Origin of the sequence: Sphingopyxis sp., from assembly GCF_035944815.1 — a bacterium.
Lineage (GTDB): Bacteria > Pseudomonadota > Alphaproteobacteria > Sphingomonadales > Sphingomonadaceae > Sphingopyxis.
On the sequence record NZ_DASZAU010000009.1, the window covers coordinates 581,044 to 604,873 of the forward strand.

General features: G+C 65.3%; 21 protein-coding genes and 1 other RNA gene. 15 read left to right on the forward strand and 7 right to left on the reverse strand.

The annotated features are described in order from the left end of the window. Positions 1–57 precede the first annotated feature (57 nt). A complete protein-coding gene (locus VGU00_RS13405; RefSeq protein ID WP_327469280.1) occupies positions 58–1,014 on the reverse strand; it encodes an RluA family pseudouridine synthase in 957 nt (318 codons plus the stop codon). A 136-nt stretch (positions 1,015–1,150) separates the two neighbouring features. On the opposite strand from VGU00_RS13405, the gene VGU00_RS13410 reads away from it, so the two are divergent. Then, complete coding sequence (locus VGU00_RS13410) at positions 1,151–1,792, forward strand: histidine phosphotransferase family protein (RefSeq protein ID WP_327469282.1); 642 nt, start codon at positions 1,151–1,153, stop codon at positions 1,790–1,792. Between the two features lie 21 nt (positions 1,793–1,813). Here VGU00_RS13410 and VGU00_RS13415 read toward each other — a convergent pair whose 3' ends face one another. Further along, positions 1,814–2,425 carry an OmpA family protein gene (locus VGU00_RS13415; RefSeq protein WP_327469284.1) on the reverse strand — a complete coding sequence of 204 codons (612 nt, stop codon included), beginning with the start codon at positions 2,423–2,425 and terminating at the stop codon, positions 1,814–1,816. Further along, the gene (locus VGU00_RS13420) at positions 2,422–2,979 is read right to left on the reverse strand and encodes a hypothetical protein (protein ID WP_327469286.1); all 558 of its coding nucleotides are present in this window, start codon (positions 2,977–2,979) and stop codon (positions 2,422–2,424) included. Before VGU00_RS13420 ends, VGU00_RS13415 begins: the two co-directional genes overlap by 4 nt. 200 nt (positions 2,980–3,179) lie before the next feature. Here VGU00_RS13420 and VGU00_RS13425 point away from each other — a divergent pair, with 200 nt between their 5' ends. The 7 genes from VGU00_RS13425 to VGU00_RS13455 all read left to right on the forward strand — a co-directional run bounded on the left by VGU00_RS13425 (position 3,180) and on the right by VGU00_RS13455 (position 12,320). Further along, positions 3,180–5,573 carry a chemotaxis protein CheA gene (locus VGU00_RS13425; protein WP_327469288.1) on the forward strand — a complete coding sequence of 798 codons (2,394 nt, stop codon included), beginning with the start codon at positions 3,180–3,182 and terminating at the stop codon, positions 5,571–5,573. Next, positions 5,570–6,007, forward strand: a complete 438-nt coding sequence (locus VGU00_RS13430; protein ID WP_327469290.1) for a chemotaxis protein CheW — start codon at positions 5,570–5,572, stop codon at positions 6,005–6,007. Before VGU00_RS13425 ends, VGU00_RS13430 begins: the two co-directional genes overlap by 4 nt. A 76-nt stretch (positions 6,008–6,083) precedes the next feature. Further along, positions 6,084–6,458, forward strand: coding sequence for a response regulator (locus VGU00_RS13435; protein WP_058802094.1), 375 nt, complete (start codon positions 6,084–6,086; stop codon positions 6,456–6,458). A gap of 24 nt (positions 6,459–6,482) precedes the next feature. Further along, positions 6,483–7,583: a chemotaxis-specific protein-glutamate methyltransferase CheB gene (gene cheB, locus VGU00_RS13440; protein ID WP_327469292.1), complete on the forward strand. Its 1,101-nt coding sequence runs from the start codon at positions 6,483–6,485 to the stop codon at positions 7,581–7,583. After that, positions 7,580–8,437, forward strand: a complete 858-nt coding sequence (locus VGU00_RS13445) for a CheR family methyltransferase (protein ID WP_327469294.1) — start codon at positions 7,580–7,582, stop codon at positions 8,435–8,437. The genes cheB and VGU00_RS13445 overlap by 4 nt, the downstream gene beginning before the upstream one ends. 81 nt (positions 8,438–8,518) lie before the next feature. Then, positions 8,519–9,220 (forward strand): N-acetylmuramoyl-L-alanine amidase, encoded by a 702-nt coding sequence (locus VGU00_RS13450; RefSeq protein ID WP_327469296.1) that lies wholly within the window; start codon positions 8,519–8,521, stop codon positions 9,218–9,220. A gap of 232 nt (positions 9,221–9,452) precedes the next feature. Continuing rightward, positions 9,453–12,320, forward strand: a complete 2,868-nt coding sequence (locus tag VGU00_RS13455) for a TonB-dependent receptor (RefSeq protein WP_327469298.1) — start codon at positions 9,453–9,455, stop codon at positions 12,318–12,320. Positions 12,321–12,402: 82 nt separating this feature from the next. Here the strand turns inward: VGU00_RS13455 and VGU00_RS13460 are convergent, their stop codons facing one another. After that, positions 12,403–13,521: a membrane dipeptidase gene (locus VGU00_RS13460; RefSeq protein WP_327469300.1), complete on the reverse strand. Its 1,119-nt coding sequence runs from the start codon at positions 13,519–13,521 to the stop codon at positions 12,403–12,405. Positions 13,522–13,644: 123 nt separating this feature from the next. Here VGU00_RS13460 and rnpB point away from each other — a divergent pair. Next, an RNA gene (gene rnpB / locus VGU00_RS13465) (RNase P RNA component class A) lies at positions 13,645–14,039 on the forward strand. Positions 14,040–14,115: 76 nt separating this feature from the next. Further along, positions 14,116–14,268 (forward strand): hypothetical protein, encoded by a 153-nt coding sequence (locus tag VGU00_RS13470; RefSeq protein WP_327469302.1) that lies wholly within the window; start codon positions 14,116–14,118, stop codon positions 14,266–14,268. A gap of 7 nt (positions 14,269–14,275) precedes the next feature. On the opposite strand, the gene VGU00_RS13475 is transcribed toward VGU00_RS13470, so the two are convergent. Then, on the reverse strand, positions 14,276–14,935 hold the full coding sequence (locus tag VGU00_RS13475) for a hypothetical protein (RefSeq protein WP_327469304.1): 660 nt from the start codon (positions 14,933–14,935) through the stop codon (positions 14,276–14,278). A gap of 224 nt (positions 14,936–15,159) precedes the next feature. Here VGU00_RS13475 and VGU00_RS13480 point away from each other — a divergent pair, with 224 nt between their 5' ends. Continuing rightward, positions 15,160–16,875: a caspase family protein gene (locus tag VGU00_RS13480; protein WP_327469306.1), complete on the forward strand. Its 1,716-nt coding sequence runs from the start codon at positions 15,160–15,162 to the stop codon at positions 16,873–16,875. Between the two features lie 3 nt (positions 16,876–16,878). Here the strand turns inward: VGU00_RS13480 and greB are convergent, their stop codons facing one another. Continuing rightward, complete coding sequence (greB, locus tag VGU00_RS13485; protein ID WP_327469308.1) at positions 16,879–17,361, reverse strand: transcription elongation factor GreB; 483 nt, start codon at positions 17,359–17,361, stop codon at positions 16,879–16,881. Positions 17,362–17,480: 119 nt separating this feature from the next. Further along, positions 17,481–19,511, reverse strand: a complete 2,031-nt coding sequence (locus tag VGU00_RS13490) for a lytic transglycosylase domain-containing protein (protein WP_327469310.1) — start codon at positions 19,509–19,511, stop codon at positions 17,481–17,483. Between the two features lie 100 nt (positions 19,512–19,611). Between VGU00_RS13490 and dapA the strand changes: the two genes are divergently transcribed. The 4 genes from dapA (at position 19,612) to VGU00_RS13510 (ending at position 23,764) form a co-directional block, all read left to right on the forward strand. Beyond that, the gene (gene dapA, locus VGU00_RS13495) at positions 19,612–20,487 is read left to right on the forward strand and encodes a 4-hydroxy-tetrahydrodipicolinate synthase (protein WP_327469312.1); all 876 of its coding nucleotides are present in this window, start codon (positions 19,612–19,614) and stop codon (positions 20,485–20,487) included. An 8-nt stretch (positions 20,488–20,495) separates the two neighbouring features. Further along, complete coding sequence (gene smpB / locus VGU00_RS13500) at positions 20,496–20,981, forward strand: SsrA-binding protein SmpB (RefSeq protein ID WP_037554711.1); 486 nt, start codon at positions 20,496–20,498, stop codon at positions 20,979–20,981. A gap of 47 nt (positions 20,982–21,028) precedes the next feature. Further along, positions 21,029–21,616 carry a DUF2062 domain-containing protein gene (locus tag VGU00_RS13505; RefSeq protein ID WP_327469314.1) on the forward strand — a complete coding sequence of 196 codons (588 nt, stop codon included), beginning with the start codon at positions 21,029–21,031 and terminating at the stop codon, positions 21,614–21,616. Between the two features lie 90 nt (positions 21,617–21,706). Beyond that, positions 21,707–23,764 (forward strand): M13 family metallopeptidase, encoded by a 2,058-nt coding sequence (locus tag VGU00_RS13510; RefSeq protein WP_327469316.1) that lies wholly within the window; start codon positions 21,707–21,709, stop codon positions 23,762–23,764. Positions 23,765–23,830 lie beyond the last annotated feature (66 nt).

The window sequence follows — 23,830 nt, forward strand, 5'->3', positions numbered from 1 at the left end:
AGAGGAGAAATATGCCGCGGTTGGGTCCGGCGGTCAAAATAGATTTTCATTCGAAACCTAAACGCGCAATTCATCGATCAGTTCCCGCATGTCGGCTGGGAGTTCGCTGTCGAGCGCGATTTCGTTACCGGTCACCGGATGAATAAAACCCAAATGGGCCGCATGCAACGCCTGACGTACGAAATTCCGCGCCCGGAGGATATCGGACAAGGGTTTGCGTTGGCGGCCATAGACGGGGTCGCCCACCAGCGGATGGCCGATATGCGCCATATGGACGCGCACCTGATGCGTGCGCCCGGTCTCGAGCCGGCATTCGACCAAAGTCGCATTCTTCAGCGGCGCGATCGTCCGGTAATGGGTGATCGCATGCTTGCCGCGCCCTTCGGCGACGACCGCCATCTTCTTGCGATTGGTCGTCGACCGGGCGAGCCACGCATTGACGGTGCCGTTCGCGGGCATCGGCCGGCCGGTGGCGATCGCGATATAGCGGCGGTCGATGCTGTGCGCGGCGAACTGCTTTGCCAGACCCTCATGCGCCTTGTCATGCTTCGCCGCGACGATCAGCCCGCTCGTATCCTTGTCGATCCGGTGGACGATGCCGGGGCGGGCGACGCCGCCGATCCCCGAGAGCTGCCCCGCGCAATGATGGAGCAGCGCGTTGACCATCGTGCCGTCGAGATTGCCCGCCGCGGGGTGGACGACCATCCCCGCGGGCTTGTCGACGACGATCAGATGCTCGTCTTCATAAGCGATGACGAGGTCCATGTCCTGCGCGATATTATGCGCCGGTGCCGCCACCGGCACGCGGACGCCGATCGTCGCGGGCGCACTCGCCTTGGTCGAGGGATCCCACAGGATATTGCCGCCGGCATCGGTGACGCGGCCGCCCTTGATCAGCGTCTTCAACCGTTCGCGCGACAGGCTGGGCAGGGCTTCGGCCAGCGCGCGGTCGAGCCGCAAGCCTGCCGCGCTGTCTTCCAGCGTCACGGTCAAAATCTCGTCATCCCCCTGCATTGATCGCGATATGGTCCCGAAACCCCGAAATTCAAGGGGCTCGGCTCGCCGTATCCCGCTTGTCTCGGGCGAATCGGTGGCTTAGGGAGCAGGCGCGAGCCGGAAACATCCGGCCCTGCGGGGAGCCTGTTCATAAATGACCGACGATCGCGTCGATTTCGCCTCGATGCTGGCCTCGCGCCTGTGTCACGACCTGTTGAGCCCGGTAGGGGCGTTCGCCAACGGCCTCGAACTGCTTGCCGACGAGCAGGATCCGGCGATGCGCGAGCGCTGTTTCGAGTTGCTCGAACAAAGCGCGCGAACCTCGGCGAACAAGCTCAAATTCTTTCGCCTCGCGTTCGGATCGGCGGGCGGGTTCGGTGAACTCGTCCCGGCCGACGAAGCCAAATCGGCGATCCACGGCATCATCGGCGACCGCGCGATCGACCTCAACTGGATGATCGGGACCGACCCGCTGCCCAAGCCGGCGGTGAAGATCATCCTCAACCTGTCGCTCCTCCTCGTCGATGCGCTGGTGCGCGGCGGCCGGCTCGACGTCGGTTGCGAAAAACAGGGTGAGGGCATCGAGATCGCCTTGCATGTCGAGGCCGAGCGCATCTTCCTCGACGCCGATGTCGAACGCATCCTCGCCGAGGGCGAAGGCGCGAGCCCGATGACCTCGCGCACCGCGCCCGCCGTCCTAGTGCAGGCGGTCGCGCGGCAGAACGAGGGGACGGTCATGCTCGCGCGCGAAACGCCGACGTCGTTGCTCGTCGGCGCGGTACTCAGGGGGCGCTGAGGGGCTTCTCCCGCGACGGCGTCATCCGGCCGGGGCTGATGGCCCGCGGTCTGTCGTCGGCACAACCAGTTCGACCCGCCGGTTCTTTGCGCGCCCGGCGGGGTCGTCGCCGCCAGCCGCATTTTCGTTGGGCGCGATCGGCGCGGTTTCGCCCCGTCCCGACACCAGCAGTTCGCGCTGGCGAACGCCGACCTGCTCGCGAAGCCAGTCCGCAACGCTGTTCGCGCGCGCTTCGGAAAGCGTCTGGTTATACGCTTCGTCGCCCTTGCTGTCGGTATGTCCGATCACCCGTATCGCCCCGGGCGGGCCGCGGCGGATCATTTCGGCCGCCTTGCGCAGTTCGACCTCGGCCGCCGGCGTCAGCACCGCCTTGTCATATTCGAACAACGCGTCGGCGGGCAGGTCGATGATCGTGCCCATGTCGGTGACCCGCGTCTGGAGCCCGCTCACCGTGCCGGTGAGCGGGCTGACTTTTGCGCTCAGGGCCGGGGACGCTCGTGGCGGGGCCGTGTCACCGGAAGGCGCCGAGGTCGCGGTCGGGCTTTCGTCGTCGCCGGCACTATCGGCCGGGGCGTTCGCCGAACAGCCGCCAATCGAAACGGCCGCGACGATCGCCAGGAGCACCCGCTTCATCGCTGGACGGCTATGCCGTCGAACGGCGCGACCCCCGGAAGGTTGATCGAAACCGTAGGGCTGGTGGCCGGCGGTGCCGGGAATTTGGCCCACATCACGCCCGGCTTGGCCGTGCAATCGACCATCATATTGTCATTGTCCGGGCTGCCGCTGCGGTTGAGGTTCGACACCAACGCATTGCCTTCATTGTCCTTCAGCACGCCGATGCGCTGCGAGGTGGCATCGTCGATCACGCTGACCTGGGCGACGCGGATCGATTCGCGATTATATCGCTCGGCGCTCGAACAGCGCAGGGTGACGGTCAGGATATCGCCCGTGACCTTCACCGACAGCAGGTCGACCTGCGATCCGTCGGGGCCGGGCTGCGACTGGATCACCGTCGCGGCGGGCATCGGCGTAACAGGCGGTGTTTCCGGCTCGGCCTTGGCCTCCTCGCGGACGACGCCGCCGGTGGGGGCGCTTGTCCCGTCGTCCTGTGTTGGCTCTTCCTTCGTCGTGCACGCAGCGAGCGCCAAGGCGGCCGCACCTGTCAGCGTAAATATCTTCAATCGCATGCAATTCCTCCCGGTCGGCTCGTGCCGAATACGCGCGACCGTCGGCAGGGTTCCGCGCATCGCCCGCCGACCGCGGCAAGCGGGTGTGAAAGAAGGGTTTGGCGCCCCGCGTTCGCATCGCCGAACGGTCCGAGTAAAGCCTCCCTTAACCATTGTCCGCCATGGTGCAGCCTCAGTTTTTGGGGCGCACCGGTACGGCGATGGACGATCTGCTGAACGACTTCCTGGCCGAAACGGCCGAAATCCTCGCCGAAGCCGGCGGGGCGATCGTCGCATGGGAAGCCGATCACGCCGACCGCGCCCAGCTCGACGCGATTTTTCGCCTCGTCCACACGATCAAGGGCAGCTCGGGTTTCCTCGCGCTGCCGCGCGTCACCGCCCTGTCGCACGCGGCCGAAGATGCGCTCGATCAGGTCCGCCGCGGCAACCGTGAGGCGAATGCCGCGCTGGTCAGCGGCGTGCTCGGCATCCTCGACCGGCTGAACGATCTTTGCGGCGCGCTCGGACAGCATGGCGTCGAGCCCGCCGGCGACGACCGCGACGTGATCGGCGCCCTGTCCGGACAGGCGGCACCTGCCGATGCGCCGTTCGAAGTGGCGGGCGTGCCGCTCCGCCGCGACGATGATTTCAGCGCCGATCTGCAAAGCTGGCGGTCGATCCGCGTGCCGCTGCCCTTGCTCGACAGCGTGATGACCGGGGTGACCGACATCGTGCTCGCGCGCAACGAATTCGCCCGGATGCTGCGCGAATCGGGTGCCAATCCGTCGCTGATCGCCTCGTTCGATCGCCTGTCGGACTCGATCGCGGGCATGCGCCAGTCGGTCAGCCAGATGCGGATGCAGCGGATCGACAAATTGTTCGCGCCGCTGCCACGCATCGTGCGCGACTTGGCGCAGGACATGGGCAAGAAGATCGCGTTCCAGACGAGCGGCGGCGAGGTCGAACTCGACCGCGAGATGATGGAGAATATTCGCGACCCGCTGATCCATATCGTCCGCAACGCGATCGACCATGGCATCGAACCGCTCGAGGACCGCGTCGCGGCGGGCAAGGATATCACCGCGACGATTTCGGTCTCGGCGCGCCAGTCGGGCAACCAGATCGAAATCGAGATCGGCGACGACGGCCGCGGGCTGTCGCCCGATGCGCTCGTCGCGAAGGCGATCGCGTCGCGTGCCGTGACCGCGAGCGAAGCGCGGGCGCTCGGGCCGAAAGAGAAGCTCGACCTCATCTTCCGCCCCGGTTTTTCGACCGCAGCGAAGGTGACGTCGGTGTCGGGGCGCGGGGTCGGCATGGATATCGTCAAGGCCAATGTCGAAAAGATCGGCGGCGTCGTCGAACTGCGCAACGACGAGGGGCGCGGGCTGACGATCCTGCTTCGCGTGCCGATGACGCTGACGATCATTTCGGGGCTGATGGTGCGCGCGGCCGGACAATATTTTGCCATTCCGCGCGGCGCGGTGCGCGAAATCCTGCTCGAAAGCGGCGATACGGTGCGGATCGACCGCGTCGGCGGCGGCGAATTCGCCACCGTGCGCGGCGAACAATATCCGCTGCTCCGGCTCGAAACGGTGCTGGGGCGCGGCCGCCATCATGGCGACGATGTCGATGACCGCGCGCTCGTGATCGTCCGGCCGGGGCAGGGCCAAAGCTATGCGCTCAGCGTTGCGGCGATCCATGACCATGAGGAACTGGTGATCAAGCCCGCGGCGCCGATGATCATGGCGACCGGGCTCTATGCGGGCACGACATTGCCCGACAATGGTCGTCCGGTGTTGCTGCTCGACGTGCAGGGGATGCTCGCGGCGGCGGCGATCGACGCACGCGAGGCAGGGCGAAGCCACGACCGCATGGCGGAAGCAGAGGCAGAGGTTGTGGCGGCGCGCAATGCCGCGCAGCTGCTCCTGTTCCGCGATATCGGCGGCCGTATGCGCGGGGTTCGCCTGTCGGTAATCGAACGGGTCGAGGAAGTGCCGGCGCCGGCGCTGTTCGAAAGCGCCGGACGCGTCCAGGCGCGGATCGGCGACGATATTTTTGTCGTTCATGCCGCAAAGGCGCCCGAGGGCGAGGGCACGCAAAAGCTGCTGCGGCTCTACGATGGCCGTTCGGTGCTTTGCTATCCGATCGCCGAGGTGATCGACATCGTCCGCCTGCCCGATGCGGTGCAGCCCTCGGCGGCGCCGGGGCTGGTCGCCGGCGTCGTGCTGATCGGCGACGATGCCGTCGAACTGATCGATCCCTTCTGGCTGATGGAGCAATATGCCGGTGGCGTTGCCCCGACAGCGGAGCGTCTGCCGCTCTGCCGCATCGCCGATGATCATGACGGCTGGGGGCAGAATTTCCTCGCGCCGATCCTGCGCAGCGCCGGCTATCGCGTCGCCTCGGAGGGTGCCGATGCGGGCGAATCGCATGATGTGCTGCTGTGCCTCACCGAAGACGGCGCACCGCAACCGGGTGCCGTGGGCGACGTGCCCGTGATCCGCCTGCGCAGTTCGGTCGCCGCAACCGGGCCGGGCGACGACACCGTCTATCGTTACGACCGCCAGGCGCTGCTCGATGCCCTGCGCCGTCAGGTCGGGGGAGAACGCCGATGATGGAAAAACTCTATCTTGTGGCGCGCATCGCCGACACGCGCGTCGCGCTCCGCAGCCGCGCGATCAATTCGGTCGTCACCGTCGGGACGCCGGTCGAAGTGCCGTGCGCGCCGCCGCATGTCGCCGGCCTGTTCGCGCTGCGCAGCCGCGTCTTCACATTGATCGACCCGCATGTCGTAATCGGCCTGCCCGCCGTTCCGGTCGCCGCGGGGCAGCGCGTGATCGTCGTCGACGTCGCCGAACATGGTTATGCGTTGCTGGCCGACGAGATCGAGGATGTCTGTTTCATCGACGCGCCCGAAACGCGCATCACGGGCAAGCTGCTGCCCGGCTGGGCGCGCGTCGCCGACGCGATGATCGAACATGCCGGCGCTTCGCTGCTCGTCGTCGATCCGTCGCATTTCATTGTCTTGCCGGCCTTAAAGGCAGCGTGATTGCTGCCGTTTATTAACGGGCTGAATACCCCTTCGCCGTAAACATGCCCAAACAATGGGGGTCGGAGTTAAATTGATGTCGAAATCTTGCCTGGTGGTCGACGACAGCAAAGTCATTCGCAAGGTCGCGCGCCATATTCTTGAAAGCATGTCCTTTGCCGTCGAAGAGGCGGCTGACGGGCAGGAGGCGCTGACCTTTTGCCGCGCCAACCGGCCCGACGTGATCCTGCTCGACTGGAACATGCCGGTGATGAGCGGGATGGAGTTTCTCGGGGCGTTCAACGACCTCGACTATGGGCATGAAGAACGGCCGCGTGTCGTCTTCTGCACCACCGAAAACAGCATCGATCATATCCGCGCCGCGATCGAGGCGGGGGCCGACGAATATGTGATGAAGCCGTTCGATCGCGAAACGCTGGAAGGAAAATTGCAGCTCGTCGGCATCGCGTGAGTTTTTTTGTTTGAGGTCTTTTGAGTGGCTCGACCGCAACCCCTGATACCCGACCCGGAGCCGTCGGCGCGGACGGTACGGGTGATGCTCGTCGACGACAGCCTCGTCGTTCGCAGCATTCTCGAGCGTATCGTCGACCAGCGACCGGGGCTCGAAATTTGCGCGTCGGTCGCGTCGGCGCAGGACGCGCTCGATTATCTGGCGCGCGAGCCGGTCGACGTCGTCGTGCTCGACATCGAGATGCCCGGAATGAACGGGATCGACGCGCTGCCGCATATATTGGCGCGCGCCGAAAAGGCCCGCGTACTGATCCTCTCGTCGAACTGCGTCGAAGGAGGCCCCGCCGCGATCGATGCGCTGGCGCTCGGGGCGAGCGACACGCTTGCGAAGCCGGGGCGCGGCAGCTTTTCGGGCCGGTTCGCCGAAGTGCTGACCGATCGCATCATGACGCTCGGTCACCGGCGCGATTTTCCGGTGCCGGTTCCTGTTGCGGAGCGCCGCGTTTCCGAACCCGCCGCGCTCGCGATCGACACCGACCAGCCGATCGAATGTATCGCGGTCGCCGCGTCGACCGGCGGCATTCCGGCCTTCACCAACTTCCTGACCAATCTCGACCCGCGCATCACTGCGCCGATCCTGCTGACGCAGCATCTGCCCGACGCCTTCATGGAATTTTACGCCAAACAGATTGCGACGATGACGACGCGCCGCGTTCATGTCGCCGCCGCGGGCATGATCGTCGAGCCCGGCCATATCTACCTCGCCCCCGGCGATGCGCATTTGCTGGTCGTCGCCAATGGGCGCCGCCACGAAATCGCGCTCGATCGCCGCCCCGTCGAGAATGGGTGCTGCCCATCGGCCGATCCGATGCTCGACGCGGTCGCCGACGTCTATGGCAAGGGCGGGGTTGCGGTCATCCTCAGCGGGATGGGCCGCGACGGGGTGATCGGCGCCGGTCGCTTGAAGGAAGCGGGCGGCACCGTCTTCGCGCAGGCGCCCGAAAGCTGTGTCATCTGGGGCATGCCCGGTGCGGTTGCCAAGGCGGGCCTCGCGGCCGCGACGCTCAATCCGGACGCGATCGCGCTGATGCTCGGCAGCTTCCTTCCGCGGCGGCGCCCGTCATGATGGGGGCGAGCGCCAGCGAGTCGGCCTATCGCGTGCTGATGGGCGTGCTCGAATCGCGGACCGGGCAAACGCTGTCGCCGAACCGCATCTGGCGTATCGAAATGTCGCTGAAACCCGTGATGCAGCGTCACGGCATCGCCGATCTCGACGCGCTGGTTGCGGCGCTCGTGACCTCGAACAGCCGGCAACTGCTCGACGATACCGTCGATGCAATGCTGAACAACGAAACCTATTTCTACCGCGAATACAGCGTTTTCGACGACATAGCTGCGACAGCATTGGAACGGATTCGTGAAATCAATGCGCTTCGCCGGCGGGTGACGATCTGGCATTGCGGCGTGTCGACCGGGCAGGAAGCCTATTCGCTGGCGATGCTGATCGCCGAACAGGGCGAAAAATGGGCGGGCTGGCAGGTCGATATCGTCGGGACCGACGTCAGCTATCATGCGATCGGCCGCGCGCGTGTCGGGCTCTACAGCCAGTTCGAGATCCAGCGCGGCCTGCCGGTGCAGCGCATGGTGCGCTGGTTCGACCAGACCGAGGGCGGTTGGCTGGCCAAGGCCGACCTCCGGCGCCGGATCGATTTTTCGGTGCAGAACATGCTCACCGACCGGCCGCCGCTGGCAAGTCCCGCCGACCTCATCTTCTGCCGCAACCTGCTGCTCTATTTCTCGGCGCCGATGCGGCAAAAGGCCTTCGCGCGGCTGCGCGCGATGGCGGCGCCGCAGAGTTTTCTGGTGCTCGGGGCCGGCGAAACCGTGCTCGGGCAGACCGACCAGTTCGTGGCCAGCCCGCGCCTGCGCGGCCTGTACGAACCCGCCGACCAGCAGGTGCGCCGCGCCGCGGCCGCCTAGGTCGACAGGGTCCGCCTTGCTTTTTATGCGCCGCTGGCGCAATCGACGGCTTGGCAAGGACAGGATGGGCCTCAAAAGCGAATGAGCGATTTTATCGAACGCTGGTCTCCCAATCTCGACGAGCGCGCTCTGCCCATCTCGATGATCGTCCTGCACTATACCGGCATGAAGACGGGTGCCGAGGCGATCGACCGGCTCGCCGACCCCGAAGCCAAGGTATCGGCCCATTATGTCGTCAGCGAGGACGGCCAGATCACCCATATGGTGCCCGAAGAAAAGCGCGCCTGGCACGCCGGCAAATCGCATTGGCGCGGGGTCAGCGACATCAATTCGGCCAGCGTCGGGATCGAGATCGTCAATCCGGGGCACGAATGGGGCTATGTTCCCTTTCCCGACCCGCAGGTCGCGTCGGTCGTCCGGCTGGTCCATATGATCAAGGACCGTCATTCGATCACGCGCGGCAATGTCGTCGGCCATTCGGACATCGCGCCGACACGCAAGCAGGATCCGGGCGAACTCTTCCCGTGGGAAGAGCTGGCACGCCGCCGCCTCGCGCTGCCGCGGCCGACGCGCAAGCTGACCGACCCGCTGTGGACCGACGCGGGCTTCCTGCTCGCGCTCGAACGTTTCGGATATGATGTGACCGACGGATTTGCCGCGACGGTGGCCTTTCAGCGGCGCTTTCGCCCCGAATTGATCGACGGCACCATCGATGGCGAATGCCGCGCGATCCTGCTCGCGCTGCTGCTCCCCCAGCCCGAAGGCGACCCTGCAAAGCCGTAGGGGAAAACGGGACGCGAACGAGGCAGTTCGTGCCCCGTTCGGGGCGGGCTGCAACGAAGCTGTTGCAAATAGGTCACAAAAGAGCAGGAAAATTCCGTCGCGGTTCGAAACCGCTTTACCGACTCGTCTCACAGGCGCATCGCCCGCGCCGGGGAGGGCGATGCTGGGTTGCAATCCTTCCCTTGGTGCCGTCCTCGCCGATTCTGCCATAAAGCAGCGAGGACACTGCACTGTGAAAAAGACTTATCTCCCCCGGTTAAAATGGACCGCCGCGCCGCTCGTGCTGAGCGTCGTGATGATTTCGGCCCCCGTGCACGCACAGGATGCCGCTGCCGCCGATGAAGCGAGCGAAGACACGATCGTCGTCACCGGCTCGCGCATTGCGCGCCCCGACCTCGAGGGCGCGACTCCCGTTCAGGTGCTGAGTGCGGCTTCGATCGTGCAGCAGGGTTCGCAGAATGTTGCGGACATTTTGAACGAGATGCCGTCGGTCGGCACGGGGATGGGGCGTACCAACACCAACTTCGCGACGAGCGGTAACGGTGTCGCCCAGGTCAATCTGCGCAACCTTGGCGCCAACCGCACGCTGGTGCTGGTCAACGGCCGCCGCGTCGTTGCGGGTATCGGTGGCACCTCCGCGGTCGACATCAACAACATCCCGACCGACCTGCTCGAACGCGTCGAAGTCCTGACCGGCGGTTCGTCGGCCGTCTATGGTTCGGAAGCGATGGCGGGCGTCGTCAACTTCATCCTGAAGGACGATTTCGAAGGTATTCGCGGCCGCGTCCAGGCCGGCATCACCGACGAAGGCGACAACGGCCGCCAGCTGGTCGGCCTCACCATCGGCAAGAATTTCGCCGAGGGCCGCGGTAACATCACGCTCGCCGGCCAATATGACCGTGACACCGGTCTGCGTTCCTACAAGCGTGCTATCTCGGCCGAAGACGTTCCGTTCCGCAGCAGCTTCGTGCCGCAGGGCCTGTTCTTCGTCGGTGAAGAAGGCGTGTACACCTATGATCCGCAGGGGAACCTCAAGGAAGGTTTCGACAACGCGGTTGACGGCTACAACCGCAACGGCGACCGCTACATCGCGGTTCCGCTGGAACGCTATCTGTTCAACGGACTGGCGCATTTCGATTTCAGCGATTCGCTGACCTTCTTCGCCGAGGGCACCTATGCAAAGGTGAAGTCGCGTTCGCGCCTCGAGCCTTATGCATTCGACAATTCGGATGCGCAGCTGCCCGACGGAACGATCCTGCCGGGCATTTCGATCGACAATCCCTTCGTTCCGCAAACGATCCGCGATGCCGCGATCGCGGCCGGCGAGGACACGATCGGCTTCACCAAGCGTTCGAACGGCATCTTCGACCGCTCGAACCGCGCCGAACGTGAATTCTATCGCGCCGTTGCGGGCTTCCGCGGCACGGTCTTCAACGACTGGAGCTGGGACGCCTATTACAACCGCAGCCAGACGATCGAAAATACGGCTTCGGAAACCGCGCTGCGCGACCGGCTCTACTATGCTCTCGACGCCGTCGGTGCCGATCCCGCCACCGCGGTCTGCCGCGATGCAGGAGCGCGCGCTGCCGGCTGCCGTCCGCTTAACATCTTCGGTGCCAATTCGGCGTCGCCCGAATCGATCGCCTACATCACCAATGATGGCCAGCTTTCGACCTATCGCGCGAAGATCAACCAGGACGTGTTCGCCGCGAACATCTCGGGTTCGCTCTTCCGCCTTCCGGGCGGCGATGTGAAGGTCGCTGCGGGCGTCGAGCACCGCACCGAACGCAGCAGCGAAGTCTATGACGCCGCGACGCAGGCGGGCAATACGCTGAGCAACGCGCTGACGAACACCACGGGCAAATATCGTGTATTCGAAGCCTATGGCGAAACCGTCGTTCCGATCCTGTCGGACGTGCCGTTCGCCGAATATCTCGGTATCGAAGCCGCCGTACGGTACGGCGATTACTACGACACCGTCGGTTCGGTTTGGAGCTACAAGATCGGCGGCGACTGGGCTCCGACGCCCGACGTTCGTTTCCGTGCGGTCTATTCGCGCGCGACCCGCGCGCCGAATATCGGCGAACTGTTCCAGGGCGCGTCGCAGACCTTCCCGTCGGGCCTGACCGATCCTTGCGAGGGCGTCACCGCGACCTCGAACCGCGCCAACTCGAACGACGATTATTGCCGTTCGATCGCAGGCATTGCACAGCAGATCGCGGCCAATGGCGTCTTCACTTATGACGACAATCGCGATCGTCAGAGCATCGAGGGCGAGGACAGCGGCAACGTCAACCTGAAGGAAGAAACCGCGAAGACCTGGACCGCCGGCGTCGTGCTGACGCCGCGTTTCGTTCCCGGCCTCAGCCTCACGGTCGACTATTTCAACATCAAGGTGAAAGATGCGATCCAGCTGATCCCGCGGCAGAGCTCGATCAACGAGTGCGTCATGTCGGGCGGTACGTCGGCGCTTTGCGACCTGATCGTCCGCGAAGACGTCGGTACGCCGCGTCCGCGTACGCCGGGAACGCTCTACCAGATCGACGCCTTCCCGATTAACTCGGCGAATATCGAAACCGCAGGTATCGACGTCCAGGCCCGTTACAAGACGAGCTGGGGCGAAGACAGCAGCCTCGATATCGCGCTCTACTACACCTATCTCGACAAGCTTACGCTTCAGTCGTTTGCGGGTGGGGACGTCCAGAACAACCGCGGCCAGCTCGATGGCGACGGTCGTCTCGGCGCGGGGTTCAAGCATCGCGCGAACCTGTCGGTCACCTACCAGACCGGGCCTTTCAGCCTGAACTGGCGGACCAACTACCAGAGCAAGATCAAGGACACGCTGGGTCCGGATGCCGACTCGCCGCTGGGTGACAGCACGAACAGCATCAAGGCCTATTGGTACCACGACTTCCAGGCGCGCTTTGCGGTCGAAAAGGACCGTCTGGAATTCTACGCCGGTATCGACAATGTGTTCGACAAGAAGCCGCCGGTGATCAACCAGAACGGCGCTTCGAACATCACCGGTACCGAAACGGCGGCGGACAGCTTCGATCCGTTCGGTCGCAACCTGTACGTCGGGGCGGTTTTCCGCTTCTAAACGGCATCGGGTCCCGGTTCGCCGGGACCCGCAAAAAAAGAAAGGGGCGGCTCCTCGCGGGGCCGCCCCTTTTCTTTGGGGTTCAGCCGAGTATGTCGGTCAGCACGCGCTGCCAGTTGCCGCCCATGACCTTGTCGACATCGCGCGCGGCGAAGCCCGCCTTGTGCAACGCCGCGGCGATCGCCGCCATGCGGCCGATATTGTTGAGCTCGGGAATTACCACATGCTCGGGCGTCCAGTCGAACCCGGCAATTTCCTGGCCGCGCATCGCCCGCCACCAGGGCAGATATTCCTTCACGCCCTCCGCATTGTCGTTGCTCAACGCCACCAGGTTGGTCTGGCCCGCCATCGGGAAATCGTTGGAAATGCCGACCGCCTCGATCCCTGCGACATTTGCGACGTGGCGGATCTGCGCGACGAGATGGTCGACCGTCGGAACCGGGTCGCGCGTCAGCCAGAAACTCATCATGAAGATGCCCATCATGCCGCCCTTGTCGGCGATCGCCCGGATCACGGTGTCGGATGCGCAGCGGGGGTGATCGACGATCGCCTTGCACGCGCCGTGCGACAGCAGGATCGGCGTCGCGCTGCGCCGCGCGGCCTCCAGCATCGTCGGTTCGGAGCCGTGCGAGACGTCGGGAATGATGCCGACCCGGTTCATTTCGGCCAGCCCCTCGATACCGAGCGGGGTCAGTCCGCTCCATTCGCGTTCGAGCGCGCCGCCAGCGAAGAGATTATTATTGTGATGCGTGAATTGCAGGATGCGCAGCCCGCGGCGGTGGAAGTCGGCGATGCGCGTCAGGTCGGTGCCGACGGGCTCGCACGACTGGAATTGCAGGAAGGTCGCGCAGCCCGGGCGCGAACCGATGTCCGATCCCTTGAGCGCGACGAACGCTTCGGGCCGCCCCGCGAGCCTTTTGACGGTCGCGTCGAGCGCGGCGCTGCATTTTTCGAAGGTCCGCAGATAACGGGGGACGCCATCCTTGTCGCGAACCTCCTCGATCTCCGAAATGTCGCAGATCATGCCGCCGAGTCCCGCCGCGCGAAGCTCGGCAAGGTCTTCGGGCAGGAAGCTGAGCCCATCCATCATCAGCCGCGGCTTCGTGGCGGCATGGGCGCCAAGGCCGTGCGCCGCCGCGACGGCGGCACCGGCGGCAAGGAAGGATCGGCGGTTCATCAGGGGGAGGCGGGGCGGCGTCATTCTTCACTCCTGTACGGTCTTGTGGCCGGATGGGTCGCCGCTCCTTACGACCGCCGGCCGGCAAAGCGCGAGGCCTTTCGTAGCGCTCGCAAAACGCGCGCAACATTGCTATAGTCATGGCCGCCAGAGGGTCGGGCGATCGCCGCCGGTGGGGTATCCCGCCGGGGGAGGAAAGTCCGGGCTCCACGGAAATCACGGTGCCGGATAACGTCCGGCGGATCGGGCCTCGGCCAGGTTCAGGGAAAGTGCCACAGAGAGAAGACCGCCAAAGGCTTCGGCCCGGCGAAAGGTGAAAGGGTGCGGTAAGAGCGCACCGCGCGGACGGTAACGGACGCGGCACGGCAAACCCCACCGGGAGCAAGGTCGAATAGGGATGGCACGAGGTAACTCAGGGCTGGTTCCGGCCCCGCCGTCCGGGTTGACTGCTCGAGCGTTCGGGTAACCGTTCGCCTAGAGGAATGATCGCACAGTCCCCGCAAGGGGATGGACAGAACCCGGCTTATAGACCCTCTGGCATCTCTCCCCGAAACCGCGAACGGGAACCGCCCGCGCGCGGCCCGCGTTCTACACGGACCAGACGAAGGGAGACGCACCATGAAAGTCGTCGATGACCATGTCGAAGTGACCGAAACCGAGGCGAGCAGCGGGGTAAAGGGACATAATGTTCGCTATGTGCTGGCTTTCTCGCTGATCGCGGCGATCGTCGTGCTGTCCGCGGTCTGGATCGTCCCCGCGCTGCTGCCCTGATTTTCGGCTATTTCGCCTTGGTAGCGCCGACCAGTTCCTCTTCGGCGCCCGGCGTATCCTCCATATAGATCGTCCGCACCGGGCGTTTGAACTTGCGCGTGTAGAGTTTGTCGTAAGTCCGGTCTTCGCCGGTACCCTTGACCTTCAGCAAGGTCGTGATCGTGTCCCCCGTTGCGACGTTCCAGCTCATCTCGTCGCCGTCATGCGCCCAGGTGCGGCTGTAGACCGTCGCGTCGAGCCCGATCAGCCGCATCCGCGGACCGTCTTTCGTCGTCACCGCGCGATAGCGATAGGTCGCCGACAGTGCGGTCGTGCCGCCGGTCAGGTCACGGATCGTCAGCACGCCCTTGGCGATCGACAGATCGGCGGGGCCAAGCGGATCGGGTTCGAGCTTGAAATCGCCCGCGGGCTGGTGCCCGATGTCGACTTCGCCGCGATAGCTCATCACGACATACAGGTGCCGCTCGTCGGGGCTGGAAACGACAAATACCGTATCGGGATCGCCGTCGCCGTTCAGGTCGCCGTCGACGCGTCCCTCGATTTCCTCGCCGAGTTCGAGCTGGTCGAGCAGGAACTGGTCGGTGATCGGCGGCAGTGGGGGACGATCCTGCGCCGCGTGCGCCGTCCCCGACAGCAAAAGCGCGGCAACCAACAGCAAGTTTCGCATCGCTCATTCTCCCTCGCGCGATCCCGATCATCAGCTGCTATCACATCGCGCCGCCGCCGCCAGTGCTCCGGCGCACAGTCCAGTTTCCGCTTTCCTACATCCTTCCGCCGACCTAGCGTCATCTTGGGGTCGACGGAGGTCGCAATGATGCGAATCCGGAGTGAAGTTGCGCAGATTTCCGCCACTGTTCGCGCGAATCTGACAAAAGGCCGGGGGGCGGGCAAGTGAGAAAATCGTTACGGATCGGTGCGCTGGCGGCTGCGCTCATGGGCATGGCGTGCCTCGCGCCGCCGGCGATGGCCGAGGCGGCGGAGGCCTGCGGCACCGCGCCGCTGCGGGGCGATCGCGTCGCGCTGCTGATCGGCAACAGCGCCTATAACGACTGGGAATGGCCATCGCTCAGGAATGCGGTGAACGACATCGACTATGTCTGCGATGCGTTCGCGAAGGCCGGCATCGCGCCGCGGATCGTCCGCAACGCCGACATGGCGTCGCTCGACGCCGCGCTCACACGTTTCGCCGGAGAGGCGGCGGGCGCGAAATCGGTGATCATCTATTATGCCGGCCATGGTTTCGAATATGGCGGGCGCAACTGGCTCGTGCCGATGGACGCGCCGCCGGCGACGCGCCGCGGCGACGTCGAAAAACGCTATTTGTCGATCGAAGCCGCAGTGCGGCGCGTGGTGCCCGCCGGCGCCTTCACGCTGGTGTTCGTCGACGCCTGTCGCACCACCGATCCGGTCGTGCGGATCGAAGACGCCGATGTCGCAAAGGGCGAGGCGGGTTCGGCACCGCTCGGCCTTCTCGACATCGGGCAGGGCGCGGTCTTCTATTCGACCGCCAAGGGGCGCCCGGCGCTCGACTTCGCGCCGGTCGGATCGCCCGTCAGCCCGTTCGCGGCGGCGGTGGTCAAGGAACTCGCGATCCCGGGCCTCGAAATCGGCGATTATTTCAAGGTCGTCGCGCGCGAAGTATATCGGCGGACGCGCGAGATGGAGCTGGGGCCGCAGCAGCCGTTCCATTACGGCAGCTGGTTCGACGATTATTATCTCGTCGCGCCGCCTGAATTGCCGGCGGCGGCTGCGACACCCTCGCCGGCCCCGTCCGCGCGCGCAGCATCTTCGGACGGCGCGCCGCGCGGCGCCGCGATCCCGGCGGCCGATCCGCTCGCCGACATTTCGCTCGACCGGCTGGCGATCGAGGACGAGCCCGTGCTCATCGCCGATGTGCTGTCGCGCCATCCGGCAAGCGAGATCGTCGCGCTCGCCGACGGCGGGCATCCGCTCGCGCAGCAACTCGCCGGATATATGTTCTCGCTCGGCGTCGGGGTGAAACAGGATGTCGCGCGCGCGCGCACCTACCTCGAAAAGTCCGCCGAACAGGGTTTCCCGGCGGGGCAAACCGAATTCGCCTATCTGCTCCTCGCGTCGGACCCGTCGGCGGCGGGCAAGGATCGGGCGCAGTCGCTCTATCGTGCGGCGTCCGAAGCGGGTTTTTCGAAAGCGAAAACGCATCTCGCCTATCATCTTGCCCGGGGAAGCTTCGGTCCGCCCGATTTTGCCGCGTCGCGAACGCTCTATTCCGAAGCGGCGGCCCAGGGGCACCCGGCGGCGATGTTCGCGCTCACCTATTTCCCGGATCTTCGTGCGGCGAACATGGCCCGGCTGCGTGCGCTCGCCGACGCGGGCAATCCCGAAGGCAATCATTGGCTCTGCGAGGCGCATTTCGACGGCAAGCGGCTGACCGGCGGCGCCGAGGATTGCGCCATCGCCGCGCGCGCCGGTTTTGCGGGGTCGCGCGCGCTTCTCGCCCACGCCTATGCTATGGGCGAGGGTGTGACCGCCGATGCAAGCGAAGCCGCGCACTGGGCGCGGCTCGCGCGCGACCTGCCCGAACTCAGGCCGGATCAGCGCGCGTTGATCGCAGGGATCGGCGAGTGACGGTCAGGGATAGCTGACCGCGATCACTTCCCATTCCTTGGGCCCCGCGGGAAGCTGCACGGTACGCAGGTCGCCGATCGCGGCGCCGCGCAGCGAGCGGGCGAGGGGGCTGTTCCAGCCGATCCGGCCGGCGCCTGCCTCGGCCTCGTCGTCGCCGACCAGTGTCACGATACGGCGCGCGTCATCATCGTCGGCCAGCTCGACCGTCGCGCCGAACCAGATGCGGCTCTTGTCGGGCTGCTCGGCTGGGTCGACGACGCGCGCCGCCTTCATCCGCCGGGCGAGGAAGGACAGGCGCCGGTCGATTTCGCGCAGCCGCTTGCGGCCATAGATATAGTCGCCATTCTCGCTGCGGTCGCCATTGCCCGCCGCCCAGCTGATCGTTTCGACCAGCTTCGGCCGTTCGTCGGCGAACAAGGCGTCATATTCGGCGCGCAACGCCGCGAAGCCCGCCGGGCTGATGATGTTCGTCTTTTCCCCCGCCACGTCCCTGAACCCTTAATCCGTCATCCCGGCGCAGGCCGGGATCTCACCCTCGCGTTCGGATGCCCCGACGAGATCCCGGCCTTCGCCGGGATGACGACAAGAAGGTGGCATTTGCAGACTCAACCCGGCGTGCGTTTGCCGAGATAGAAGCTCAAAGGCGCCTGCTGCCGCGATCCGCCGCCGTCGCGCAGCGTGTCGTAAACGACCGCATTTTCGAGCACGCGCTGCACATAGTTGCGCGTTTCGAAAATCGGGATGGCTTCGATCCAGTCGACCATTTCGATGCCGCCGCCGCGTGGATCGCCGTTGGCGCGCAGCCATTTGTTCACATTGCCCGGGCCGGCGTTATACGCCGCGACCGCCAGCGGATAGCTGCCGCCGAAATAGCGCAGCATCTGCTGGAAATAGGTCGAACCCAGCATCATGTTGTAATTGGTGTCGGTGGTCAGCGACCCGGCGTCATAGCTCATCCCCAGCTTGCCCGCGACTTCGCGCGCGGTGCCGGGCATCAGCTGCATCATGCCGCGCGCGCCGGCGTGGCTGATCGCGGCGCGGTCGAACTGGCTTTCCTGCCGCGTGATCGCGTGGATGAAGGTCCAGTTACTTTCATGGCCTGCGGGGACGCGGACGGTCGGGAAGCCCGAGACTTCGACCGCGTCGAGGCTGTTCGCCTGTGCGCTGCGGCCGATCATCACACCCAGGTCGGGGCGGCCGATCTGCGACGCCAGCTTTCCGGCGAGCACATGGTCGGCTGGCGAGGTTGCCTTTTGCGCCAGCGCACGCAGGAACAGCGACTGTTCGCGCCAGGCGCCGATTTCGCCGAGTGCGCGCGCGGCGCGGACCAGCCGGTCGTCCTCGAAATTGCGGCGCTCGTCGTTGCTGACCTGGATGGTCGGGTTCGGCGTCGGCTTGGGCTGCGGGCGGTTCAGCCGTTCGAGCGACAATTGGCCGTAGAATTGGTCATAATGCTGCGCCGCGTCGGCGAAATGGGCATTCGCCGCCTCGCGGTCGCCCGCGGCAAGCGCCGCACGGCCTGCCCAGTAAAAGCCTTTCGTGCGCGTCTGCGCCGAACGTGCGGCTTCGCCATAGGCGCGGTACAGGCGCACCGCTTCGGCCGGGCGCCGCAGGTCGCGATAGGCCAGCTGGCCGGCGAGCCATGCCAGCGAGGTATAATCGTCGCGCACGCCGAGCGGCGTTTCGCGGATCACCGTCCCCGGCGGAAAGCTGTCGTCGAGCTGGCGCGCGATGTTATAGGCGGTCGACTTGTCGCCGCCGTCGCTCGCCTGCCGGGCATTGGTGAGCAGGGTTTCGAGCCACTCTTCAGGATCGGTCGGGGCCTTCGCCAGCGATCGCGGCGACGCGAGCAGCGCGCGCGCCTCGCCGACGCGGCCCGACTTGCGCAGCCAGGTCGCCTTGTCGGTTATGTAGCCGGCGTCGCTGCGGACCAGCGCCGGGTTGGCGCTTTCGACCGCCGATGCCTGGAAGGCTGCGTCGACCGATGCGTTGCGCATCGCTAGGCGCGCGGCGAACACCGCGCGCTTGTCGGGCGAGGTAAAGGCGAGCTGGCGGCTGGCGGCGGCGGTTGCGCCCGACCAGAGCAGGCGGTCCATGCGCGCATCATGATCGGCGGGGGTGATCGCGCCAGGGAACATGGCGAGCGCGCGGCTCGTTTCGAAATCGTCGAGCGTGCCGCTCGTCCACGCGCGGCGGACCGCGGCATTGGCATCCTCGCGCCGGCCCGCGGCGTTGAGCGCGAGCGCATAGCGCAGGTGCCCGCTCGCCGTCTGCGGCGGATAGGACTGGAAATAGGCGAGGGTGCGCTGGGGGTCGTAACTGTCGAGCGAGATCGATTTTTCGGCGCGCGTGCGCATCTTGTCGGCGTCGGGCCAGCCCTTGTTCGCCATCAGGAAGCGCGACAGCTGGTCGAACGAGGCACCCGTATTGGCGGTGAGCCGGCGCCATTCCATCACTGCGTCGCCGACCGAACTGGTTGCCGGCGGCGAGCCCGAGGCCGACGCAAGGCCCATCTGGGCGCGGTACCAGGCCATTTGTTCGGGGGTCAATTCGCTGGCATGCGTCGCGGTTGGAATGAGAAGGGCCGCGGCGAGCGCGAGGCGGGAAATATGGGGCAGCGAGATCATGGCGGCCATGCTAGTGCCAAACTCCTTGCGGGGCGCTGAATAGGCGTCCATTAGCGGCGCGCCGACGGGACTCTACCGGCCGGAGCGCGTTTTTGTAAAGGAGCGGAGCATGTTTTCGGGGTCGATTCCCGCCTTGGTGACGCCATTTCGCGATGGGGCGTTCGACGCCCCGGTCTTCGCGCGCCTCGTGGACTGGCAGATCAAAGAGGGCACCAGCGCACTGGTGCCGTGCGGCACGACCGGTGAAAGCCCGACGCTCGGCTTCGACGAACATTATCGGGTCATCGACACCTGCATCGAGGCGGCGGCGGGCCGCGTGCCCGTGATCGCGGGCTGCGGATCGAACGACACGGCGACCGCGATCCGCCACATGCGGCATGCGCAGGCCGCCGGCGCCGCGGCGGCGCTGATCGTCGCGCCCTATTACAACAAGCCGAGCCAGGCAGGGCTGATCGCGCATTACAAGGCGCTGGCGGATGCCAGCGACCTGCCGATCGTCGTCTATAACGTCCCCGGCCGCACCGTCGCCGACATCAGCGCCGAAACGATGTGCAAGCTCTCCGAAATCCCGACCGTCGTCGCGACGAAGGATGCGAGCGGCGACCTCGCCCGCGTGACGATGCACCGCGCGGGGGCGGGCAACGACTTCTGTCAGCTTTCGGGCAACGACGACCTCTGGCTGCCGCACGCTGTGCTGGGCGGGGTCGGCTGCATCTCGGTCACCGCAAACGTCGCGCCGCGCCTTTGCGCTGATTTCGCCGCCGCTGCCGCCGCGGGCGACTGGGCGCGCGCGCTGGCGCTGCACGACCGGCTGTTCGGCCTGCACCAGGCGATGTTTTCGGACACCTCGCCGGGACCGGTGAAATATGCGCTGTCGCGCGTCCATGACTGGTTTTCGCCCGAAGTGCGCCTACCTATCATCCCGGCGTCCGAGGCATCGTGCAGGGCCGTCGATGCCGCACTGTCCGCGGCCGGAGTGATTTAGGTCCCGCAATGGCTCGTCCCCAGTCCGCTGCCGAGTTCGACAAGAAGAAGGTCGTCGCCGAAAACCGGCGCGCGCGCTTCGACTATGCCATCGAGCAGGTGTTCGAGGCCGGCATCGCCTTGCAGGGAACCGAAGTGAAATCGCTCCGCTTCGGCGAGGGCACGATTGCTGAAAGCTATGCCGAGGTGACCGGCGGTGAAGTGTGGCTGATCAACGCCAACATCCCCGAATTCAGCCACGGCAACCGCTTCAACCACGAACCCAAGCGTCCGCGCAAGCTGTTGCTCAACTGGCGCGAGATCAACAAGCTGCACGCCGGCGTGATGCGCCAAGGCATGACGCTCGTCCCCTTGAGCGTCTATTTCAACAGCCGCGGCCGCGCGAAGGTCGAACTTGCGCTCGCCAAGGGCAAGAAGGCGCACGACAAGCGCGAGTCGATCAAGGAACGCGACTGGAAGCGCGACAAGCAGCGCCTGATGAAGGACCGCGGATGAGCGGCGGCGGCTCCCGAGACCCCCGCACGCGGGACAAGGCGACGGTGATGAACTGGATTCGCCGCAATTCGCCGACGCGCGAGGAACTGCTCGAAAGCCGCTTCATCAAGCCGTTCGCGCACCGCGTCGCGCACAGCCATTTGTGGCGCTTCACGCGCACATCGGTCCGGCGCGGCACCGCGCTCGGGCTGTTCGTCGGCATCTTCTTCCTGATCCCCGGCGTGCAGATTTTGGGCGTCGCGCTGCTCGCGCTGCCGTTCCGCGCCAATATCCCGATCGGCGCGGCGATGACCTTCCTGTCGAACCCCGTGACGACCCCGCTGATCCTCGCGGCATCGGTGTGGCTGGGCAGCTTCCTGTTCGGGCTGCACACCAATGTGTCGAACCTCTATATCCTCTATGACGAGGGGGCCTCGCTGGTCGAATGGTGGCACTGGTTCACCGCCAATGCGGGCACCGCGCTGCTCGGCGGGCTCGCCGGTTTGTTCGTGATTTCGGTCGCATCGGCGGTGATCGGCTATGTCCTCGCGTCGGTCATCTGGGACAATTGGATTCGCCTCCGCTGGCGCCGCAAGGTCCGCCGTGCGCGCGACCAACGACTTGAGGCATCGACGAGCGACACCGCCGCCGGTTGAACCGGGCCGGGGCAGGCGTATAGCTGTCGCATCGCTAACCTGCGCCATATGGCGCGGGTTTTCGCTTCAAATCGATGACCGGGGAATATCATGACTCGTTTGCACATTTCTTCGCGCCTGCTCGCGACTGCGGCGCTGGGCGCCCTGATGCTTGCCGTTCCTGCGATGGCAAAGGACAAGGCGGCCACCGCGCCCGCTGCCGAAAGCACCGCAAAGCCCGAAATCGGCGATTTCGGTTTCGACCAGGCCGGCATGGACAAGAGCGTCCAGCCGGGCGACGACTTCTACGCCTATGCCAATGGCACCTGGGCGAAAAATACCCAGATTCCGGCTGACAAGTCGAACTATGGCATGTTCACCGCGCTCAACGACCTGTCGCAGACGCGCACGCGCGAAATCCTCGACACCGCAAAGGGCGACCCGAACAGCATGATCGGCCGCGCCTATGCGTCCTATCTCGACAGCGCGACGGTCGAGGCGAAGGGCCTCGCGCCGATCCAGCCCTGGCTGAACAAGATCCGCGCCGTCGAAAAGCCGGGTCTCGCCGCGCTGCTCGCCGAAGCCGACCGCAGCGGCGTCCAGCATTTCTTCGGCGGCTATGTCGGACAGGACGACAAGAATCCCGACGTCTATACCTACATCATCTTCCAGGGCGGCATCGGCATGCCCGACCGCGATTTCTACCTGAAGGACAATGAACGGAACACCGCGCTGCAGGCGGCGTATCTCAAGCATCTCGAAAATGTCCTGACGCTCGCCGGCGAAACCAACGCCGCGGCGCGCGCCAAGGCGATCTACGATTTCGAAAAGCAGGTCGCAACGGTTCACTGGGACAAGAACGATAGCAGCGACGCGACCAAGGCCTATAACAAGATGACGGTCGCCGACCTCGCCAAGGCCGCGCCCGGCTTCGACTGGCCGACCTTCATCCGCGGCCTCGGGGTCAAGGAAGACACGCTGATCGTGTCGCAGCCGAGCGCCTTTACCGGCGAAGCGAAGCTGCTTGCCGATGCGCCGATCGCGGTGATCCGCGACCTCTTGATCGTGCGCAGCCTCGACAGCTTCTCAGGCGTCCTGCCCGATGCCGTCGCGCAGGAAGCCTTCTCCTTCTACAGCACCGCGCTGTCGGGCACCCCGCAGATGGAAGAGCGGTGGAAACGCGCGGTCGACTTCACCACGGGCAATCTCGGCGATGCGGTCGGCAAGGATTATGTCGCGAAATATTTCCCGCCCGAAACCAAGGCGGCGATGGACACGCTCGTGAAGAATGTCCTCGCCGCGATGGGCCGCCGCATCGACGGGCTGACGTGGATGCAGCCGCAGACAAAGGTCAAGGCACGGGAAAAGCTCGCCAACTTCACCACCAAGATCGGCTACCCCGATCAGTGGAAGGATTATGGCAAGCTGGAAATCCGCGCCGACGACCTGTTCGGCAACGCGCTCCGCTCGAACCAGTTCGCGCATGACGACAATATCGGCCACCTCGGCGGCCCGATCCGTCGCTGGGAATGGTTCATGACGCCGATGACGATCAACGCTTACGCCAATTTCGGCATGAACGAGATCGTCTTCCCCGCCGCGATCCTCCAGCCGCCCTTCTTCGACCCGCACGCTGACGCGGCGGTCAATTATGGTGGTATCGGCGCCGTCATCGGCCACGAAGTCAGCCATCATTTCGACGATCAGGGCGCGAAATATGATGAGACCGGCAAGCTCGCCGACTGGTGGACGCCCGAGGACGTCAAGGCGTTCGAGGAAGCGGGCGCCGCGCTGATCGCGCAGTATAACGCCTATGAAATCCTGCCCGGCGAACATATCGACGGCAAGTTCACGCTGGGCGAAAATATCGGCGACCTCGCGGGCCTGACCGTCGCCTATGATGCGTACAAGGCGTCGCTGGGCGGCAAGGAAGCCCCGGTGATCGACGGCCTGACCGGCGACCAGCGCTTCTTCCTTGGCTGGGCACAGGTGTGGCGCCGCAACTATCGCGAGCAGAATCTGTCGCAGCGCATCACGACCGACCCGCATTCGCCCTCGATCCAGCGGACTTGGGTCTCGCGCAATCTTGACCCTTGGTATAAGGCTTATCAGATCAAGCAGGGTCAGAAGCTCTATCTGGCGCCGAAGGATCGTGTCCGCATCTGGTGATGCGCCAATCGGAAAGTTAAAAATTGACCGCGCAAAGCCTGCCCTCCGCTGATGGTGATTTCATCA

Excerpts from the sequence above, each read along its gene's own strand:
- VGU00_RS13405 (WP_327469280.1), bottom strand. The coding sequence starts at position 1,014 with ATGCAGGGGGATGACGAGATTTTGACCGTGACGCTGGAAGACAGCGCG.
- VGU00_RS13410 (WP_327469282.1), top strand. The coding sequence starts at position 1,151 with ATGACCGACGATCGCGTCGATTTCGCCTCGATGCTGGCCTCGCGCCTG.
- VGU00_RS13415 (WP_327469284.1), bottom strand. The coding sequence starts at position 2,425 with ATGAAGCGGGTGCTCCTGGCGATCGTCGCGGCCGTTTCGATTGGCGGC.
- VGU00_RS13420 (WP_327469286.1), bottom strand. The coding sequence starts at position 2,979 with ATGCGATTGAAGATATTTACGCTGACAGGTGCGGCCGCCTTGGCGCTC.
- VGU00_RS13425 (WP_327469288.1), top strand. The coding sequence starts at position 3,180 with ATGGACGATCTGCTGAACGACTTCCTGGCCGAAACGGCCGAAATCCTC.
- VGU00_RS13430 (WP_327469290.1), top strand. The coding sequence starts at position 5,570 with ATGATGGAAAAACTCTATCTTGTGGCGCGCATCGCCGACACGCGCGTC.
- VGU00_RS13435 (WP_058802094.1), top strand. The coding sequence starts at position 6,084 with ATGTCGAAATCTTGCCTGGTGGTCGACGACAGCAAAGTCATTCGCAAG.
- VGU00_RS13445 (WP_327469294.1), top strand. The coding sequence starts at position 7,580 with ATGATGGGGGCGAGCGCCAGCGAGTCGGCCTATCGCGTGCTGATGGGC.
- VGU00_RS13450 (WP_327469296.1), top strand. The coding sequence starts at position 8,519 with ATGAGCGATTTTATCGAACGCTGGTCTCCCAATCTCGACGAGCGCGCT.
- VGU00_RS13460 (WP_327469300.1), bottom strand. The coding sequence starts at position 13,521 with ATGACGCCGCCCCGCCTCCCCCTGATGAACCGCCGATCCTTCCTTGCC.
- VGU00_RS13470 (WP_327469302.1), top strand. The coding sequence starts at position 14,116 with ATGAAAGTCGTCGATGACCATGTCGAAGTGACCGAAACCGAGGCGAGC.
- VGU00_RS13475 (WP_327469304.1), bottom strand. The coding sequence starts at position 14,935 with ATGCGAAACTTGCTGTTGGTTGCCGCGCTTTTGCTGTCGGGGACGGCG.
- VGU00_RS13490 (WP_327469310.1), bottom strand. The coding sequence starts at position 19,511 with ATGGCCGCCATGATCTCGCTGCCCCATATTTCCCGCCTCGCGCTCGCC.
- dapA (WP_327469312.1), top strand. The coding sequence starts at position 19,612 with ATGTTTTCGGGGTCGATTCCCGCCTTGGTGACGCCATTTCGCGATGGG.
- smpB (WP_037554711.1), top strand. The coding sequence starts at position 20,496 with ATGGCTCGTCCCCAGTCCGCTGCCGAGTTCGACAAGAAGAAGGTCGTC.
- VGU00_RS13505 (WP_327469314.1), top strand. The coding sequence starts at position 21,029 with ATGAACTGGATTCGCCGCAATTCGCCGACGCGCGAGGAACTGCTCGAA.
- VGU00_RS13510 (WP_327469316.1), top strand. The coding sequence starts at position 21,707 with ATGACTCGTTTGCACATTTCTTCGCGCCTGCTCGCGACTGCGGCGCTG.